General features: G+C 72.4%; 17 protein-coding genes. 13 read left to right on the top strand and 4 right to left on the bottom strand.

Annotation, left to right across the window (positions count from 1 at the left end; genetic code table 11):
* Window positions 1–3: 3 nt before the first annotated feature.
* The 9 genes from HRF36_RS00270 (at window position 4) to HRF36_RS00230 (ending at window position 8,035) form a co-directional block, all read left to right on the top strand.
* Window positions 4–939, top strand: a complete 936-nt coding sequence (locus tag HRF36_RS00270) for an ABC transporter permease (RefSeq protein ID WP_173204569.1) — start codon at window positions 4–6, stop codon at window positions 937–939.
* Window positions 936–1,949, top strand: a complete 1,014-nt coding sequence (locus HRF36_RS00265) for an ABC transporter permease (RefSeq protein ID WP_173204566.1) — start codon at window positions 936–938, stop codon at window positions 1,947–1,949. The genes HRF36_RS00270 and HRF36_RS00265 overlap by 4 nt, the downstream gene beginning before the upstream one ends.
* Window positions 1,946–2,818 (top strand): ABC transporter ATP-binding protein, encoded by an 873-nt coding sequence (locus HRF36_RS00260; protein WP_173204563.1) that lies wholly within the window; start codon window positions 1,946–1,948, stop codon window positions 2,816–2,818. Before HRF36_RS00265 ends, HRF36_RS00260 begins: the two co-directional genes overlap by 4 nt.
* Window positions 2,811–3,641 (top strand): ABC transporter ATP-binding protein, encoded by an 831-nt coding sequence (locus tag HRF36_RS00255; RefSeq protein WP_071254904.1) that lies wholly within the window; start codon window positions 2,811–2,813, stop codon window positions 3,639–3,641. Before HRF36_RS00260 ends, HRF36_RS00255 begins: the two co-directional genes overlap by 8 nt.
* Window positions 3,638–4,636: an aldo/keto reductase gene (locus HRF36_RS00250; protein ID WP_173204561.1), complete on the top strand. Its 999-nt coding sequence runs from the start codon at window positions 3,638–3,640 to the stop codon at window positions 4,634–4,636. Before HRF36_RS00255 ends, HRF36_RS00250 begins: the two co-directional genes overlap by 4 nt.
* Window positions 4,637–4,709: 73 nt before the next feature.
* Complete coding sequence (locus tag HRF36_RS00245) at window positions 4,710–5,510, top strand: HpcH/HpaI aldolase/citrate lyase family protein (protein ID WP_173204559.1); 801 nt, start codon at window positions 4,710–4,712, stop codon at window positions 5,508–5,510.
* Window positions 5,507–6,763, top strand: coding sequence for an exo-alpha-sialidase (locus HRF36_RS00240; protein ID WP_173204556.1), 1,257 nt, complete (start codon window positions 5,507–5,509; stop codon window positions 6,761–6,763). Before HRF36_RS00245 ends, HRF36_RS00240 begins: the two co-directional genes overlap by 4 nt.
* Window positions 6,764–6,766: 3 nt before the next feature.
* Window positions 6,767–7,480, top strand: coding sequence for an SDR family NAD(P)-dependent oxidoreductase (locus tag HRF36_RS00235; protein ID WP_371739930.1), 714 nt, complete (start codon window positions 6,767–6,769; stop codon window positions 7,478–7,480).
* 264 nt (window positions 7,481–7,744) lie between these two features.
* The gene (locus tag HRF36_RS00230) at window positions 7,745–8,035 is read left to right on the top strand and encodes a hypothetical protein (protein WP_173204553.1); all 291 of its coding nucleotides are present in this window, start codon (window positions 7,745–7,747) and stop codon (window positions 8,033–8,035) included.
* A 139-nt stretch (window positions 8,036–8,174) separates the two neighbouring features.
* Here HRF36_RS00230 and HRF36_RS00225 read toward each other — a convergent pair whose 3' ends face one another.
* On the bottom strand, window positions 8,175–9,302 hold the full coding sequence (locus HRF36_RS00225) for a Gfo/Idh/MocA family protein (RefSeq protein ID WP_173204550.1): 1,128 nt from the start codon (window positions 9,300–9,302) through the stop codon (window positions 8,175–8,177).
* Entirely contained in the window at window positions 9,299–10,102 is an 804-nt protein-coding gene (locus HRF36_RS00220) for a sugar phosphate isomerase/epimerase (protein WP_173204547.1), read from the bottom strand. The genes HRF36_RS00225 and HRF36_RS00220 overlap by 4 nt, the downstream gene beginning before the upstream one ends.
* 193 nt (window positions 10,103–10,295) lie before the next feature.
* Here HRF36_RS00220 and HRF36_RS00215 point away from each other — a divergent pair, with 193 nt between their 5' ends.
* A complete protein-coding gene (locus HRF36_RS00215) occupies window positions 10,296–11,225 on the top strand; it encodes an endonuclease/exonuclease/phosphatase family protein (protein ID WP_173204544.1) in 930 nt (309 codons plus the stop codon).
* A 412-nt stretch (window positions 11,226–11,637) separates the two neighbouring features.
* Here the strand turns inward: HRF36_RS00215 and HRF36_RS16155 are convergent, their stop codons facing one another.
* Window positions 11,638–12,735, bottom strand: a complete 1,098-nt coding sequence (locus tag HRF36_RS16155; RefSeq protein ID WP_173204541.1) for a glycosyltransferase family 2 protein — start codon at window positions 12,733–12,735, stop codon at window positions 11,638–11,640.
* A 102-nt stretch (window positions 12,736–12,837) separates the two neighbouring features.
* Between HRF36_RS16155 and HRF36_RS00205 the strand changes: the two genes are divergently transcribed.
* The 3 genes from HRF36_RS00205 to HRF36_RS00195 are packed head-to-tail and all read left to right on the top strand — an operon-like array spanning window position 12,838 to window position 15,043.
* Window positions 12,838–13,458: a DUF294 nucleotidyltransferase-like domain-containing protein gene (locus tag HRF36_RS00205; RefSeq protein ID WP_173204538.1), complete on the top strand. Its 621-nt coding sequence runs from the start codon at window positions 12,838–12,840 to the stop codon at window positions 13,456–13,458.
* Entirely contained in the window at window positions 13,455–13,868 is a 414-nt protein-coding gene (locus tag HRF36_RS00200) for a hypothetical protein (protein WP_173204535.1), read from the top strand. Before HRF36_RS00205 ends, HRF36_RS00200 begins: the two co-directional genes overlap by 4 nt.
* Window positions 13,869–13,918: 50 nt before the next feature.
* Entirely contained in the window at window positions 13,919–15,043 is a 1,125-nt protein-coding gene (locus HRF36_RS00195; protein WP_254280978.1) for an ATP-dependent DNA ligase, read from the top strand.
* A 12-nt stretch (window positions 15,044–15,055) separates the two neighbouring features.
* On the opposite strand, the gene ligD is transcribed toward HRF36_RS00195, so the two are convergent.
* Window positions 15,056–16,072, bottom strand: a complete 1,017-nt coding sequence (ligD, locus tag HRF36_RS00190; protein ID WP_173204531.1) for a non-homologous end-joining DNA ligase — start codon at window positions 16,070–16,072, stop codon at window positions 15,056–15,058.
* Window positions 16,073–16,103: the final 31 nt, after the last annotated feature.

The following is a 16,103-nucleotide window of genomic DNA, read 5'->3' as shown; positions in this document are numbered from 1 at the left end:
CCCGTGGCGACCTACATCCTCAAGCGTCTCGGCCAGGGCCTGCTCACCGTGTTCCTCACGGTGTCGACGGTGTTCGTGCTGATCCGCCTCGCCCCCGGCGACCCGGCCGTGGCGTACGCCGGGCCGCTCGCGACCTCCGAGCAGCTCGCCGCCGTGCGCGAGCAGTTCGGCCTCGACGACCCGCTGCTGCAGCAGTACGGCGTGTTCTTGCAGCAGCTGTTCACGGGCAACCTGGGCACCTCGTACTCGTTCCAGGCGCCGGCCGTGCAGGTCGTGCTCGAACGCCTGCCGTACACGCTGACCCTGTCGTTCGCCGCGATCCTGCTGGCCGCGGTCGTGTCGATCCCGCTCGGCGTCTGGATGGCCCGCCGCACCGACACCCGCAGCGAGACCGGCGTCAACGTCGTCGCCATCGCGGGTCAATCGATGCCGGACTTCTGGACCGGCATCCTGCTGCTCAGCGCCTTCGCCGTGGTGATCCCGATCTTCCCGGCCTCGGGCTTCGCGACCTGGGGCGGCCTCGTGCTGCCGACCGTGACGATCGCCATCCTGCAGGTGGCCCTCATCTCGCGGCTGGTGCGGCGCGAGATGGCGACGAACTTCTCGGCGCCGTACCTGACCGTGGCGCGCTCGCGGGGCGTCTCGGAGCGGGCGCTCACCTGGCGCTACGCGATGGGCAACTCGGCGATCCCGGTCTTCACCGCCCTCGGCACGCGTTTCGCCGCGATGCTGAACGGCGTGGTCGTGGTCGAGGTCGTGTTCGCCTGGCCCGGCGTCGGGTCGCTGATCGTGCGGGCGCTCGAGACCCGCGACTACCCCCTCATCCAGGCGACCGTGCTGGTCACGTCGCTGCTCGCCGTCGGCGTCCAGCTGCTGATCGACCTCGCCTATCCCCTGCTCGATCCGCGTGTGCGGCTCGGAAAGGCGAGTGCCGCATGACCCGCACCGACACCACCGGACGCGCGTCCGCGCCGGACGCCGCAGGCCCCGTCGACCGCGGCCCCGAGGAGGCGCGACCCTCCGCGGTCACGCCGCGCCTGCTGAAGAGGTCCGAGGCGGCCCGACGCACCTCCGCCGCCCGCGTGAAGCTGTGGGTCGGCGCGATCTGCGCCCTCGTGGTGATCGTCCCCATCGTGCTGGCCCAGGCCCTGCCGTTGCCGGACGCGAACGGGCAGGACCTCGGCAACCGCCTCGCACCTCCGTTCACGGCCGGTCATCTGTTCGGCACCGACCAGCTCGGCCGGGACCTGTTGTCGCGCGTGCTGCACGGCGGGCAGGTCTCGCTCGCGATCGGCGTGCTCGCCGTCATCGTGTCGGGCGCGATCGGCGTCGTGCTGGGCGCGATCGCGGGCTTCTACGGGCGGTGGGCCGACACGCTCATCAGCCGCCTGCTCGAGGCGCAGATGTCACTGCCCCTGCTGATGATGCTGCTGCTCGTGGTCGCGCTGTTCGGTCCGTCGATCCCCGTCATCACCTTCGTCATCGCGATCGCGCAATGGCCAGAGGTGGCCCGTCTGACCCGGTCGCTCGTGCTCGTCGAACGCGAGAAGCCCTACGTCTCGTCGGCCCGCACGCTCGGACTCAACCGCTTCACGATCCTGCTGCGCCACGTCGTGCCCAACGTCATCAAGCAGGCGACGCTCGTCGTGCTTCTGCTGCTCGCCCAGGCCGTGCTGCTCGAGAGCGCCCTGAGCTTCCTCGGGGCCGGTCCGCAGCGGCCCTTCGCCACCTGGGGCCGCATCATCTCGGACGGCCAGGACTACGTCACCACCGCCTGGTGGATGGTCACGATCCCCGGCCTGTTCATCGTGCTGCTCGTCGTCGGGGTGAACCTGCTGGGCGACGCCCTGCGGGACCGTCCGCGGCGGTCGACGGCCTCGCGCCTCCGCCGGTTCGTGGGGCTGCGCCCCGCAGCGGCGGCCACCCGCACGAAGGGAACGACCGCATGAGCCCCGCGACCGCATCCACCGCCGACCCCGACCTGCTGCTCGAGGTGCGCGACCTGCAGATCGAGTTGATGACGACCAACGGCATCGTGCGCGCCGTCGACGGCGTCTCGTTCCACATCGCCCGCGGCGAGACCGTCACGATCATCGGCGAATCGGGGTCGGGCAAGTCGACCACCGCGATGGGCGTGCTCCGACTGCTGCCCGACGACCTGGCCGTCGTCTCGGGACACGTCCGCATCACCGGACTCGACGTGCTCGCCTCCGCCTCGGCGGTGCGGACGGTGCGCGGTCGGGCCGTCGCCCTGATCCCGCAGGACCCGATGACGGCGCTCAGCCCGGTGCGGTCGATCGGCTCGCAGCTCGGTGAGGCGATCCGCATCGCCGGGGCCGCCAGCGGTCGCTCCGCGGTCAGGGCTCGGGCGGTTCGGCTGCTCGAGCAGGTGCACATCCCCGACCCGTCGGCCCAGTTGGCGAAGTTCCCGCACCAGCTGTCGGGCGGCATGCTGCAGCGGGTGCTGATCGCGATCGCCCTGGCCTGCGAACCGCAGCTGATCGTGGCCGACGAGCCCACCAGCGCCCTCGACGTGACGGTGCAGGCCGGCATCCTCGACCTGCTGCTCGAACTGCAGGAACAGCGCGGCATCGGCCTGTTGATGATCACCCACGACCTCGGCGTCGCCCGCTTGGTGTCGGACCGCATCCACGTGATGAAGGCCGGCGTGTTCGTCGAGTCCGGTGACGTGCGGCAGATCGTCGAACACCCCGCCGAGCCCTACACCCAGGGGTTGCTCGCGGCCGTGCCCACCCTGGGCGTCTGGGACGAGACGCCGCCCACCCTCACCGACCGACCGGAGGCCACCCGTGTCTGACACCATCCTCGAGGTCGACGACCTGGTCGTCGACTACGGCAGCGGCTCGACCGCCCATCGCGCGGTCGACCACGTGTCGTTCTCGGTGCGCCGCGGCAGCACCTTCGCCATCGTCGGCGAGTCGGGCTGCGGCAAGTCCACCATCGCCAAGGCCGTCATGCGGCTGCTCCAGCCGACCAGCGGGCGCATCGTGCTCGACGGCACCGACCTCGCGACCCTGTCGGAGGCGCGGCTGCGACCCCTGAGGCATCGGTTCCAGATGGTCTTCCAAGACCCCTACGGCTCGCTCGATCCCCACCTCAGCGCCCGGGACATCGTCGCCGAGCCCCTGCGGCTGAAGGGCGTGCGGTCGGCGCAGGACCGCGCCACCGAGGCGGCCCGCCTGATCGACCGTGTCGGCCTGCCCTCGACGGCCCTCGACCGTCGGCCGCACGAGTTCTCGGGCGGCCAGCGCCAGCGCATCGGCATCGCCCGGGCCCTCGCGTCGAGCCCCGACCTGCTGATCTGCGACGAGGCGACGAGCGCGCTCGACGTGTCGGTGCAGGCCCAGGTGCTCGAGCTGCTGCGCGAGATCCAGGTCGACACCGGCATCACCTACGTCGTCATCTCGCACAACCTCGGCGTCGTGCAGCAGATCAGCGAGAGCGTCCTCGTCATGAAGCAGGGCGCCGTCGTCGAGCAGGGCGCCACGGCGCAGGTGCTCACCTCGCCCGCCGAGGACTACACGCGGCGGCTGCGGCGGGCCGCCCTCGACCCCGCCACCATGACGGGCGTGAAGCCGCGCCACGTCGTCCGCAGCCTCTCGTTGGGAGCCACCGCATGACCCTGACCGACACCACCCCCGCGACGGTCGACGGGACGACCGCCCGCACCGCGCCTCCTCGGCTCGTGCTGGGCACGATGACCTTCGGCGACACCGTCGACGAGGCCACCGCCGGGCGCATGCTCGACATCGCGCGAGACGCCGGCGTCACCTGGATCGACACCGCGAACGCCTACGTCGGCGGGGCGACCGAGTCGATGCTCGGCCGCCTGCTCGCCGGTCGACGCGACGAGGTCGTGCTGGCCTCGAAGGCCGGCATGCCGCACGCCGACGCCGGTGGGCTGCCGCCGCTCTCGGCCGAGGCCCTGCGAGCGAGCGTCGAGGCGAGCCTGCGTCGCCTGGGCACCGACCGGCTCGATCTCTTCTACCTTCACCAGCCCGACCGGCTGACCCCGCTCGACGAGACCCTGTCGACCGTCGCCGCCCTCGTCGCCGAGGGCAAGCTGCTCTCGCTCGGCGTCTCGAACCACGCCGCCTGGCAGATCGGCGACGTCGAACGCGTCGCCGAGGCCGTGGGGGCGCCACGACCCGTGGTCGCGCAGCAGCTCTGCAACCTCGTCGCCCGCCGACTCGACGACGAGTACCTCGAGTTCGCTACCGTCCACGGTCTCGAGACGATGGTCTACAACCCGCTCGGCGGCGGCCTGCTGACCGGACGGCACCGGTTCGACGAGACACCGACCGGCGGTCGCTTCGGCGACTCGGCCCTCGCCGAGATGTACACGAAGCGCTACTGGGACGCCGGCCTGTTCGCCGCGGTCGACCGGCTGTCCGGCATCGCGGCCGAGGCCGGGGTGACGCTCGTCGAGCTCGCCCTGCGCTGGGTGGCGTACCGACCCCAGGTCGGGTCGGTGCTGCTGGGCGGCTCGAGGCCCGAGCAGCTCACCGCCAACGTCGCCGCGATCGCCGACGGGCCGCTGCCCGACGAGGTGCTGACGGCCTGCGACGAGGTCGGCCGCTCGTTGCGGGGGCCGATGCCTCCGTACGCGCGCTGACCCGCGCCTCCTGACCGTCCCGCACACACCGCACACCCCGCACACCCGCACGCACCGCACGAGAGAGAGCACCATGAGCACCGCCAGCGACTTCGCCCGCACGATCCGCCGCCGAGAGAGGGCGGTCGGCTACTGGATCACCCTCGACGCCCCGCCGGCGACCGAGCGCATCGCCCGGCTCGGCTACGACTACGTCTGCCTCGACGCGCAGCACGGCCTGTTCGGCTACCAGGGCATGATGACCGGCCTGCTCGCCATCGACGCGGGACGGACCTCCGCCGGCCTCGTGCGGGTCGAGGCGAACGACATCACGCCCATCGGCAAGGCCCTCGACGCCGGGGCGGCAGGCATCATCGTGCCCCTCGTCGACACGGCCGAGGACGCGGCCGCGGCCGTGCGCAGCGCGAAGTACCCGCCGCACGGCCGACGCTCCTACGGGCCCATGCGGTCGAGCCTGCGCATCGGCCCCGTGCCCGCCGAGGCGAACGACACCACGATCGTGCTCGCCATGATCGAGACGCCCGACGGGCTCGCCAACGTCGAGGCGATCGCCGCGACGCCCGGGCTCGACGGACTCTACGTCGGGCCGAGCGACCTCTGCATCGCGGTCGGTGGCGCCTACCCGGGCGACCCGGCCGTGCAGGTCGAGTTCGACGCGGCCCTCGTGCGCATCGCCGCCGCCGCCGAGGCCGCGGGGATCGCCGCGGGCATCCACACCCCGCACGGCGACGTCGCCCGCCAACGCCTGGCCGCGGGCTACACCTTCGCCACGGTCGCGGGCGACCTCAACCACCTCGAGGCCGCCGCGCGCGACCACCTGCAGCGGGCGCTCGCGACGGACGACCCCGACGCGACCCCGGGAGGCGCGGCGTGAGCGGACAGGACGAGGTGGCACCCGGGGCGGCGGGGCTCCGCCCCGACGAGGCCGGTCGAGCCTGGTCCTACCTGCCGACGGCGACGGTCCAGTCGCACGCGGCGAACCTCGCCGAGCTGCCCGACGGGCGCCTCGCCTGCGTCTGGTTCGGCGGCACGCAGGAGGGCGTCTCGGACATCCACGTCTGGTTCTCGACCCTCGACGGCGGGGTGTGGTCCGAGCCGGTGCGACTCAGCGACGACCCCGCGCGCTCCGAGCAGAACCCCGTGCTCTTCACGGCCCCCTCGGGCGACGTCTGGCTGCTCTACACGGCGCAGCGGGCCGGCAACCAGGACTCCGCCGAGGTGCGACGCCGCGTCTCGACCGACGGCGGGGCGACCTGGGGCGAACCCTCGACCCTCTTCGCGGCCGACGAGGTCGGCGGCGTCTTCGTGCGCCAGCCGCCGATCGTCACCCGCACCGGCGACCTGCTCGTGCCGGTGTTCCGCTGCGTGACGACGCCCGGGCGGGCCTGGGTCGGTGACCTCGACACCAGCTCGGTGATGATCTCCCGGGACGGCGGCTCCACGTGGGGTGAGGTCGCCGTCCCGGGCAGCACGGGAGCCGTGCACATGAACGTGCACGAGCTGCCCGACGGCTCGCTGCTCGCGCTGTTCCGCAGCCGCTGGGCCGATGCCGTGCACGAGTCGCGCTCGACCGACGGGGGTCGCACCTGGTCGGCCCCCGAGCCGACCGAGCTGCCCAACAACAACTCGTCGGTGCAGTGGGTGCCGCTCGCCGACGGGCGCCTCGCGATCGTCTACAACCACCGCCGCGCCGACGCCACGACCGAGCGGCGCCTCGGCCTCTACGACGAGATCGACGAGTCCGGCATCGTCGAGCAGGCCGTGCCGCCCGGCTCGGACGCGAACGGCGACCAGGAGGCGCGGGCCGCGTCGCCGTCGTCGGTGACCGACCCGGCCGGGCCGGGCGAGGGTCGCACGGCGTTCTGGGGCACGCCACGGGCCCCGATGTCGTTGGCCGTGTCGACGGACGGGGGGCACAGCTGGCCGCACCGCCTCGACCTCGAGGACGGCGACGGCTGGTGCCTTTCGAACAACTCGCGCGACGGGGTGAACCGCGAACTGTCGTACCCGAGCATCACGCAGACGAGCGACGGCACGGTGCACGTGGCCTACACGTGGCACCGCCGGGCCATCCGCCACGTGCGCCTGTCGCCGGCCGACCTGCCCGGCGCGGACGTCGCGGGCTGAGCCGTGGTCGACGACGAGACACGGGACGCCCTCGACGCCGGTGCCGGGCGGCACGCCGTGGTGACGGGCTGCAGCTCGGGCATCGGACGCGCCATCACCGAGCACCTGCTGGTCGAGGGCTGGCGGGTGACCGGACTGAGCCGACGAGCGGTCGACCTGGGTGAGGGGTTCACCTGGCTCGGCTGCGATCTCTCGGTGCCCCGAGACGTCGAGGCTGCGGTCGCCGAGGTGAGACCGGTCGACGCGATCGTCCACGCGGCCGGGTTCCAGGTCGCCGCGCCCCTCGGCCGGCTCGACCCCGCCGCACTCGAGGGCATGTTCGCCGTGCACGTCGGGGCCGCGGCGACTCTCGTCGACGCCCTCGTCGACCGGCTCGTCGACGGCGGCCGCATCGTGCTGATCGGCAGCCGCACGGCCGTGGGCGTCGCGGGCAAGAGCCAGTACGCGGCGACGAAGGCGGCGCAGGTCGCGCTGGCCCGCAGCTGGGCGGCCGAACTCGCGCCGCGGGGCGTCACCGCCAACGTCGTGGCGCCGGGACCCACCGACACGCCGATGCTCAGCGACCCGGCCCGCGCCTCCTCGGCTCCGGTCGTGCCGCCGCTCGGTGCGCTCGTGGACCCGGTCGACGTGGCCGCGCTCGTGGCGTTCGTGCTCGGGCCGCACGGCCGCAGCATCACGGGCCAGGCGCTCGTCGTCTGCGGCGGCGCCTCACTCTGAGGGCCACCAGCCAGAACGCACCACCGATGTGGCATCGCACCACCGACATGGGTGGTTCGACGCCACATCGGCGGTTCGATTCCCATCCGACTCCGGTTTTGTTTTGAATCATTCAAAAGAAGGCGTATGGTGGTGGCAACGCCGACGGAGGCCAGGGCCACCGTCGAGCACCTCGGCGCAACCCTCCCCGCCGGTGACCGCCCGCTCGATCCCACGATCGCGGGCCCCGGACCAGCACCACCCGCCCAGCCCCGAGGAGTCACCGTGAACGCCACCGCCACCGCCACCACCACCACCACCCGCACCGCCGTCACCCCGCTCGGTGGCCGCTACGTCAGCACGACCGCGCCCGCGCCCGCGACCGTCGGCACCTACGTCGGCTCGGTCGCCGTCGACGTCGCGCCCGGTTCGTACGTCAGCACGCCCGCTCGCCGCGACCTGTCGATCGGTCGCTACACCGCCGGCGCGCTGCGCCGCCTGTCGGTCGCGACGGCCTCGGTCCGCACCGCCACGGGCTCGATCCACACGGCGACCGGCTCGATCCGCACCGCGTAGTCGACTCCGGCCGGGCGCGCGACCTGAACCCTCGCGCCCGGCCGGCCTGCACCCCCCGAGAAGACACGACGTGCCGCTCACCTTCGCAGGTGAGCGGCACGTCGTGACATCTCGGCGCCAGGTCGGGCCGGGACGGGGGCTAGAGGGTGGCGGCGGCCGGGTCCCAGCCCTCGTCGAGCGGCACCGGCTGCTGCACGGCGGACTCGACGGCCACCGGCGCACCCTGCTCGGCGGCAGCCGAGATCGCCAGCAGGACGTCGAGGACGTGCGAGGCCACGGCTCCGCTGGCCCGTTCGGCGTCGCCGCCTCGGATGGCCCGCGCGAGGTCGAGCACGCCCGACCCTCGGCCGTAGGTCGACCCCGCCGCCGTGAGCGTCTCGGGCTCCTCCTGGCCGAAGCGCCACAGGCTGGAGTCACCCTCGAAGGTGTTGGGGTCGGGCAGCACGAGGGTGCCCTCGGTGCCGCTGATCTCGACGAAACCCATGCGGGGCAGCGCGTTCTGGAACGAGAACGTCGACTGGGCCGACTGCCCGCCGGCGAACTCGATGAGCGCCGCGTGGTGCGTCGGCACCTCGACCGGGAAGGTCTGGCCGGCACGCGGGCCGCTGCCGATGGTGCGCGTGCCGAACGACGTCGACGACACGGCACTGACGCGGCTGGCCGAGCCGAACGCGTGCACCAGGGTCGTCACGTAGTACGGCCCCATGTCGAAGAGCGGACCGGCCCCGACCGCGAACAGGAAATCGGGGTTGGGGTGCCACGACTCGGGCCCGGGCACGTGGAACATCGTCGTCGCCGTGAGCGGCTGGCCGATGTCACCCCGAGCGATCGCGCGCATGGCCGTCTGGATGCCGGCCCCGAGCACCGTGTCGGGAGCACAGGCGACGCGGACGCCGGCCGCCTCGGCCGCGGCGAGCAGGTCGTGGGCGGACCCGTGGTCGAGGGCGAGGGGCTTCTCGCTCCAGACGTTCTTGCCGGCGGCGACGATCTGACGTCCGACCTCGGCGTGCACCGCCGGGATCGTCAGGTTGACGACGATCTCGATTTGGTCGATCGCGAGCAGCTCGTCGACCGTGCCGTGGCCCGGCACCCCGTAGGTCTCGGCCTGCGCCTTCGCGCGGTCGAGGTCGAGGTCGGCGACGAAGAGAACCTCGAGGTCGGCGAACCGCGTCATGTTCTCGAGGTAGGTGCCGCTGATCACGCCCGCACCGATGACGCCGACGCCGACGCGACCCGTGCGACCCGCGGTCGACCCGAGGTCGGTCACTTGTCGTTCTCCTGCAGCCACGCGAAGGACTCGGCGACGCCGTCGAAGACGTCCTTGGCGTAGTCGTCGAACTCGACGACGCGCAGGGCGTGTGGCGCGGCGGCGAGGATGGCCGCCACGTCGACGTCACCCTGACCGGCCGGGGTCTGGTTCTTGAACGCGGCGGCGAGTGCGTCGGGCACCTCGAGGGCGCTCTCGCTGCTGGGCAGCGCGGTCGCGATGTCGCCCGAGATCTTGCCGTCCTTGACGTGCAGGAACTTCACGCGGTCACCGAGCGAGCGCAGCAGCGCCGGGGTGTCCATGCCACCGACGGTCGACCAGAAGGTGTCGATCTCGAGCACGACGTCGTCGTTCAGGCGCTCGAGGAAGAAGTCGTAGACCGGGCGCCCGTCGACCTTGTTCGCGAACTCCCACTGGTGGTTGTGGTAGCCGAAGGACAGACCCGTGGCCGCGGCGAGCACCTGCAGGTCGTTGACACGGTCCGCGATCCTCGCGGCGTCGTCGGCGGTCTGCCAGCGGTCACTGGGGATGAAGGGATCGATCACGGTGCCGATGCCGAGCTGGGCCGCGGCGGCGAAGGCACGCTCGGGCTCGTCGGAGTCGATCACGGGGGCGTGGCCCGAGGGCGCGGTGACGCCGGAGTCCGCGAAGGCCTTCTCGAACTCGTCGGCGCGCTCGACGAACGAGTAGGGCTCGACCTGGGTGAAGCCGATCTCGGCGATGCGGGCGACGGCGCCCTGCAGGTCGGCCGAGACGGCGTCTCGGACCGTGTAGAGCTGCACGGAGGGTGACGAGGTCATGGGGGTGACTCCTTTGTCGTGGGGGGGCGAGCGGTCTGGGCTCAACTCTGTCACTTATGTCGACGGATGACAAAAGTTCGATCGAAATCGACGCATCGGATCGTCCGGGCGACACGTGACGTGCATCCTGCGAGCACCCGGCAGGCGCCCAGTCGGGCACGGGCGGGTGGGACGGCCTAGCGTCGAACACGCCATGACACCCGCGACCAGCTCCCCCGCCGACACCCCCGTCGGCTCCGGGACGGCTCCTGAGCGCATCGTGCCCACGATCGGCCCCGTCGACGCGCCCGACCTGCACCTCATGACCTACAACGTGCGTCGCCGCATGCCGCAGGTGCTGACCACCCGCCACGCGCTCGCCGACCGCTGGTCGACCCGCCTGCCGGCACTGCGCCTCCTGCTCGGGGCCGAGCGCCCGTCGGTGCTGGGCATCCAGGAGGCGCTGCCCGACCAGTCCGCGCAGCTCGCGGACGCGCTGGGCGAGGACTACGCGTCGGTCGGCACGGGCCGCGACCGCGACCGCGGCGGCGAGCGGATCGAACTGTACGTCGACACGACCCGACTGCGGATCGTCCGGCACGACGCGCTCTGGCTGTCGGCCACCCCCGGCGTGCCCGGGTCGCGCTCGTACGGCAACATGATCCCCCGCACGGCCGTGCACGTCGAGCTCGAGGACCTCGCGGCCGGAGGGCGCCTGCACGTCGTCGTCACGCACTTCGACCACCTCTCGGCCCGCTCGAGGCTGCACTCGGCGGTGCAGCTGCGCACCTACACCGACGCCCTCGACGGCCCGGTCGCCCTGATGGGCGACTTCAACGCCGGCGTCGGCTCCCCCGCGCATCGCGAACTGACCCGTGGTCGGCTGGTCGACAGCCGCGAGATCGCCGACGAACGCCTCGACCCCGGCTGGGGCTCGTTCTCGAACTACGGCCCCCCGCGCACCGGCGGCCGCCGGTTGGACTGGTTGCTCGTCGACGGCGACGCCCACGTCGACCGGGCCGGCGTCGGGGGCATCCGTCCCGGCGGCATCGCCCCCTCCGACCACGATCCCGTGCACGCCGTCGTGCGCTGGGCGTCCGGGCAGGACCACGTGCACGACGAACACCGTCCCCAGGAGCCCTGAGATGTCCACCCTCGCCGAGACCTTCCTCCGTCGCCCGACCGGGGCACTCGAGTACGTCGCCGACGCCGTCCGGGTGGTCGCCGTGCTCAGCGTCGTCGTGGTCGGCGTGGGCTGGGGTGTCGTCGAGATCGCCGTGCTCATGCTGGCGCTGCTCGGTACCCTCGTGCCCCGCATGCTCGGCCTGCGCGCGACGTTCGACCTGATGGTCGGCCTCGCCGCCCTCGGAGCCGCGTGGAGCAGCGTCTTCGAGCTCTACACCCGCGTCGCCGGCTACGACACGGTCGTGCACTTCGTGCTCAACGGCCTGCTGGCCGCCGTGTTCGTCGTGCTCGCCCAGCGCGCGGGATGGGTCGTGTCGCTCGACCGCGGGCAGGACGGACGCGGAGGCGCGGGCCGTTCCGCCCGCGTCGGTTCAGTCCTGCTGACGGTCGCGTTCGGCCTGGCCGCCGGCACCCTGTGGGAGATGGGCGAGTGGGCGGGCCACACCCTGATCGACTCCGCGATCTTCGTGGGCTACGACGACACGATCGGCGACCTGGCCGCCGGCGGCCTCGGATCGCTGCTGGCCGGAGCGGCGCTGCCGTTCCTCGTGGGCGGTGACGTCCGCGGCCGGGCCGCTCGCGCCTCCTCGTCCGGGAGCGAGGTCGACGGTGACGTCGGACGCGGGGTCCACGTCGTCGGCCACGGCCGCTCGCGCGTGCACCACCGGTGACGGCGCCCAGCCGAGTCGGGTGAACAGGCCGGCCGGGTCGGCGCGCAACCAGCGGGACCACGGCAGCCCGTCGGTGCCGTGCACCGCGAACGAATGCAGCGCCCGGTAGGTCCGCAACCAGGGGGCGTTGCCGGGATCGAGAGGTCGTGCCGAGATGCCCGTGACGACGTCACGCCGGTAGGCGATGCGACCCCGGCCGGCCAACTGGCGGTCACCGAGGTGCAGGGCGAGATCCATGTCGTCGTGCAGCAGGGTCTCGTGCCGGTGCACCTCGTCCCGGACGTCGAGCCAGGCGGTGCGACGCATCATCATCGTCGAGCCGAAGAGCGGCCAGTGCGCCAGGGCTGCCCCGATCACGAGGTGGTAGGCGCCGACGTAGAGGGCGGAGAGCAGGCGTTCGGCACCGACGGGCGCATCGTAGAAGCGTGCGTTCGTGCTGACGGCGAGCACGTCGGGGTCGCCCTCGAGGGTGCCGACGAGGTCGGCGACCCAGGTGCGGGGCAGGACGCTGTCGGCGTCGACCCGGCCGATGAGGTCGGCGGGCGTGTGGGTGCCCGCTGCGGCCCCCACCCCGGCGGCGGCGTCGTAGCCCGTGCTCGCGGCGGCGGCGATGCCCACCTCGGCCTCGGTGACGACCCGCGCGCCGTGCCGCAGGGCCACCTCGACGGTGTCGTCCGTGCTGCCGTTGTCGACGACGATCACCTCGTCGGGCAGCTGGGTCTGCCGCCCGAGCGACCGGAGACACGTGTCGAGCAGGGCTCCGTCGTCTCGGACGGGGACGACCACACAGACACGCACCCGCCCATCCAACCCGATCGCGGGCACACCGGTGTGCGTCCGCAGCCCGACTCTCGGTCCATGCGGACCAGAAAAAGGTCCATGTGGACCTATAATCGGTCCATGAATCTCTCGCAGCCGTTGGATGGGCTCTTCCGACGACCCGACGCTCTGATCCTCTCCGCCTTGTCGAGGGCGAACGACGGACTCACCGGCCGCGGCCTCCAGGCACTTACCGGCTCCACCTCGAGGTCGTCATCAGCTGCGTCCCTGGCGAGACTGGCCTCACTGGGTCTCGTGCACCGGACCGACATCGGTTCGTCGTCCTTGTTCGCGGTCAACCGGCAGCACGTCCTGTGGCCGTCGGTGCAGGCGATGCTCGAGGCGCGCACCACCGTCGAAGGCCTCGCCTCGACGATCGTGTCCGACCATCTTCCCGCCGACGCGGCGTCCCTCTCGGTCTACGGCTCGACGGCGAGGCACGAATCGACCAACGAGAGCGACCTCGATCTCGTCCTGGTGGTCGACGACGAGCTCGACCGACGACGCGTCGACGACACGGTCGACGACCTGGTCGACCAGCTCACGGTGTCGACGGGCAATACGACCCACGTCGTCGTCGTGTCTCGCTCGACCCTGACCCGCATGTCGGAAGCGCATGACGCGTTGGTCGGCTCCTGGCGCCGGGAGGCCAGGACGATCTTCGGCGAGCCCCTCCGTGACCTGATCGGACTCGTACCGTGACTCTGCCCCGCGACCGGCCCATGGACCGCCACGAGGTCGACGTGAGAGCACGGCACGCCCGGTCCTACCTCCAGGCGGCCCAGCTCGTCCACGACCTGGGCGACGACGCCGACGTCGATACCGTGACGACCGTCGTGGCGTCACTCGCCGTGCTCTCCGGCATTGCGGCCGCCGACGCGATCTGCGGCCGTTCACTCGGCCGCCGTTCCGCCTCCACGTCCCACGGTGACGCCGTCGCCCTCCTCGCCACGGTGACGGGTGGCAAGCCGTTGTCGAACGACCTCTCCCGACTCGTCACCGCCAAGACGAACGTCCACTACAGCTCGATGCTGATCACCGCGGCCACTGCCGAGGATCTGCTCCGCTACGCCCGACGTCTCGTCGACGGCATGGACCTCTACTCGCTCTGAACCGACGGTGTCGCCTCACCACGGCCGCCCGGCGAGAGCAGACTCGGCGCATGATCCCGACCGCCGCCGACCCGCTCGTCCCGATGCTCGCCAAGGCCGTCGCCCAGGTGCCCGAGCCCGACTCCGTCGAGGGCGGGCTCCTCTACGAACCCAAGTGGGACGGGTTCCGCGGCATCGTCTACGCCGAGCGCGCCGCGGTCGACCCAGCCGCCGACCCCACCGCCCCCGCCCCGCTCACGGTCGAGATCGGCAGCCGTGGCTCGAAGATGCTGACCCGCTACCTCCCCGAACTGGTCGAGGCCCTGACCCACCTGCTGCCGGGGCCGTGCGTGCTCGACGGCGAGATCGTCGTGCGCGCCGGCGAGCCGGGTCACGAGCGGCTCGACTGGGACGCCCTCGGCCAGCGCATCCACCCGGCCGCGTCACGCGTGGCGAAGCTCAGCGTCGAGACTCCCGCGATGTTCGTCGCGTTCGACCTGCTCGCCCTCGGCGACCGGGACCTGCTCGAGACCCCGTTCGCCGACCGCCGCGCCCTGCTGCTCGAGACCCTCGGCCCCGACCGTCGTGCCGACGGCACGGCAGGAGGCGCGGATCACCCCCTGCACGTCAGCCAGGCCACCGACGACGTCGCGGTAGCCCGTCGGTGGCTGACCGAGTTCGAGGGCGCCGGGCTCGACGGGGTCGTGGCCAAGCCGACCCGCGCCTCCTACGCTCCGGGCAAGCGGACGATGCTCAAGGTCAAGCACCACCGCACCGCGGACGTGGTGGTGCTGGGCTACCGCGTGCACAAGAGCGGCTCGGGTGTGGGGTCGCTGCTGCTCGGGCTGTACGACGCCCAGGGCGAGCTGCGCAACGTCGGAGGCGCGTCCGCGTTCTCGGACGCCCGTCGCCTCGAACTCGTCGACGAGCTGGCCCCCTTCGTCGACCGCGACGCCGACGGCGAGGTGCGGCACGCCGAGACCGAGCGCAGCCGCTTCTCGTCGGGCAAAGACGTGTCGTTCGTCCCGCTGCGTCCCGAGCGCGTGGTCGAGGTGCGGTACGACCAGATGGAGGGCTCGCGGTTCCGCCACACGGTGCAGGTCGAACGGTGGCGCGACGACCGCGAGGCGCGCTCGTGCGGCTTCGACCAGCTCGAGGTGCCGGCGGCGTACGACCTGGGCGAGGTGCTCGCCTAGGCGGGCCCGGGGTCAGTCGGCGGCGGGTCTGCGCGCGCGGCTGGGCTGCACGCGCGGTGGCTCGCCCGGCATCTTCGGGAAGTCCGGCGGGAACGGCAGCTCGCCGAGGCCGTCGGCGACGTCGCGCTCCCACCAGCCGAGCAGCACGTCGATGCGTCCGGGCGACTCGTGCATCGACTCCCACGGGTCGCCGTGCGTCTGCAGCCGCTCGGGCACGGTCAGCACCGTGTGCTCGGCGGGATCGATGCCCGGCAGGTCGTCCCAGGTGACCGGCAACGACACGGAGGCGCGGGGCAGCGCCCGAGGAGACCACGCCCCCGCCATGGTGCGGTCGCGGTTGGCCTGGTTGTAGTCGACGAAGAGACGGTCGCCCCGCTCCTCCTTCCACCAGGCGGTGGTGACGCGGTCGGGCGCGCGACGTTCGAGCTCGCGGGCTGCGGCGATGACGGCGTGCCTCACCTCGAGGAACTCGTGGGTCGGCTCGATCGGGGCGAAGACGTGCAGCCCGCGGTTGCCGCTCGTCTTGACGAAGGCGGTGAGACCCGCCTCGTCGAGTACGCCCCGGAGGTCGAGTGCGGCGGTCACGGCGTCGGCGAAGTCCGTGCCGGGCTGCGGGTCGAGGTCGATGCGGAGTTGGTCGGGCTGGTCGGGCTGCTCGGCGCGAGACGCCCACGGGTGGAAGACGAGGGTGTTCATCTGCGCCGCCCAGACGGCGGCGGCGGGCTCGTCGATCACGAGCTGCGGGTGCACGCGGCCGCTCGGGTAGGTGACGTCGACGGCCCGGACGTAGTCCGGTGTGCCCCGCGGCGGGTTCTTCGAGAAGTACTGCTCGCCGTCGACGTCACCGCCGAAGCGTTGCAACGAGATGGGGCGGTCGCCGTTCGCCGCGACGAAGGGCGTGCCGACCTCGGCCAGGTATCGGGCCAGGTCGAGCTTCGTCACGCCGAGGTCGGGCCAGAGCACGCGCGAGGGACTGCTGATGCGGACGTCGCGGTCGCCCACCCGCAGGGTCGTCGCCTCGGATGCCATGCGCGTGACGTTAGTCCTGCCTCGCCACCGC

The organism is Frigoribacterium sp. VKM Ac-2836 (assembly GCF_013248995.1).
In the GTDB taxonomy this organism is placed as follows: domain Bacteria; phylum Actinomycetota; class Actinomycetes; order Actinomycetales; family Microbacteriaceae; genus Frigoribacterium.
The sequence above is the reverse complement of the archived record's forward strand: the minus strand, read 5'-3'. Positions and strand labels throughout refer to the sequence as shown.

Coding starts and splice junctions, on each gene's coding strand:
- ligD (WP_173204531.1), bottom strand. CDS start 16,072: ATGGCATCCGAGGCGACGACCCTGCGGGTGGGCGACCGCGACGTCCGC.
- HRF36_RS00220 (WP_173204547.1), bottom strand. CDS start 10,102: ATGACCTCGTCACCCTCCGTGCAGCTCTACACGGTCCGAGACGCCGTC.
- HRF36_RS00215 (WP_173204544.1), top strand. CDS start 10,296: ATGACACCCGCGACCAGCTCCCCCGCCGACACCCCCGTCGGCTCCGGG.
- HRF36_RS00260 (WP_173204563.1), top strand. CDS start 1,946: ATGAGCCCCGCGACCGCATCCACCGCCGACCCCGACCTGCTGCTCGAG.
- HRF36_RS00195 (WP_254280978.1), top strand. CDS start 13,919: ATGATCCCGACCGCCGCCGACCCGCTCGTCCCGATGCTCGCCAAGGCC.
- HRF36_RS00205 (WP_173204538.1), top strand. CDS start 12,838: ATGAATCTCTCGCAGCCGTTGGATGGGCTCTTCCGACGACCCGACGCT.
- HRF36_RS00265 (WP_173204566.1), top strand. CDS start 936: ATGACCCGCACCGACACCACCGGACGCGCGTCCGCGCCGGACGCCGCA.
- HRF36_RS00250 (WP_173204561.1), top strand. CDS start 3,638: ATGACCCTGACCGACACCACCCCCGCGACGGTCGACGGGACGACCGCC.
- HRF36_RS00245 (WP_173204559.1), top strand. CDS start 4,710: ATGAGCACCGCCAGCGACTTCGCCCGCACGATCCGCCGCCGAGAGAGG.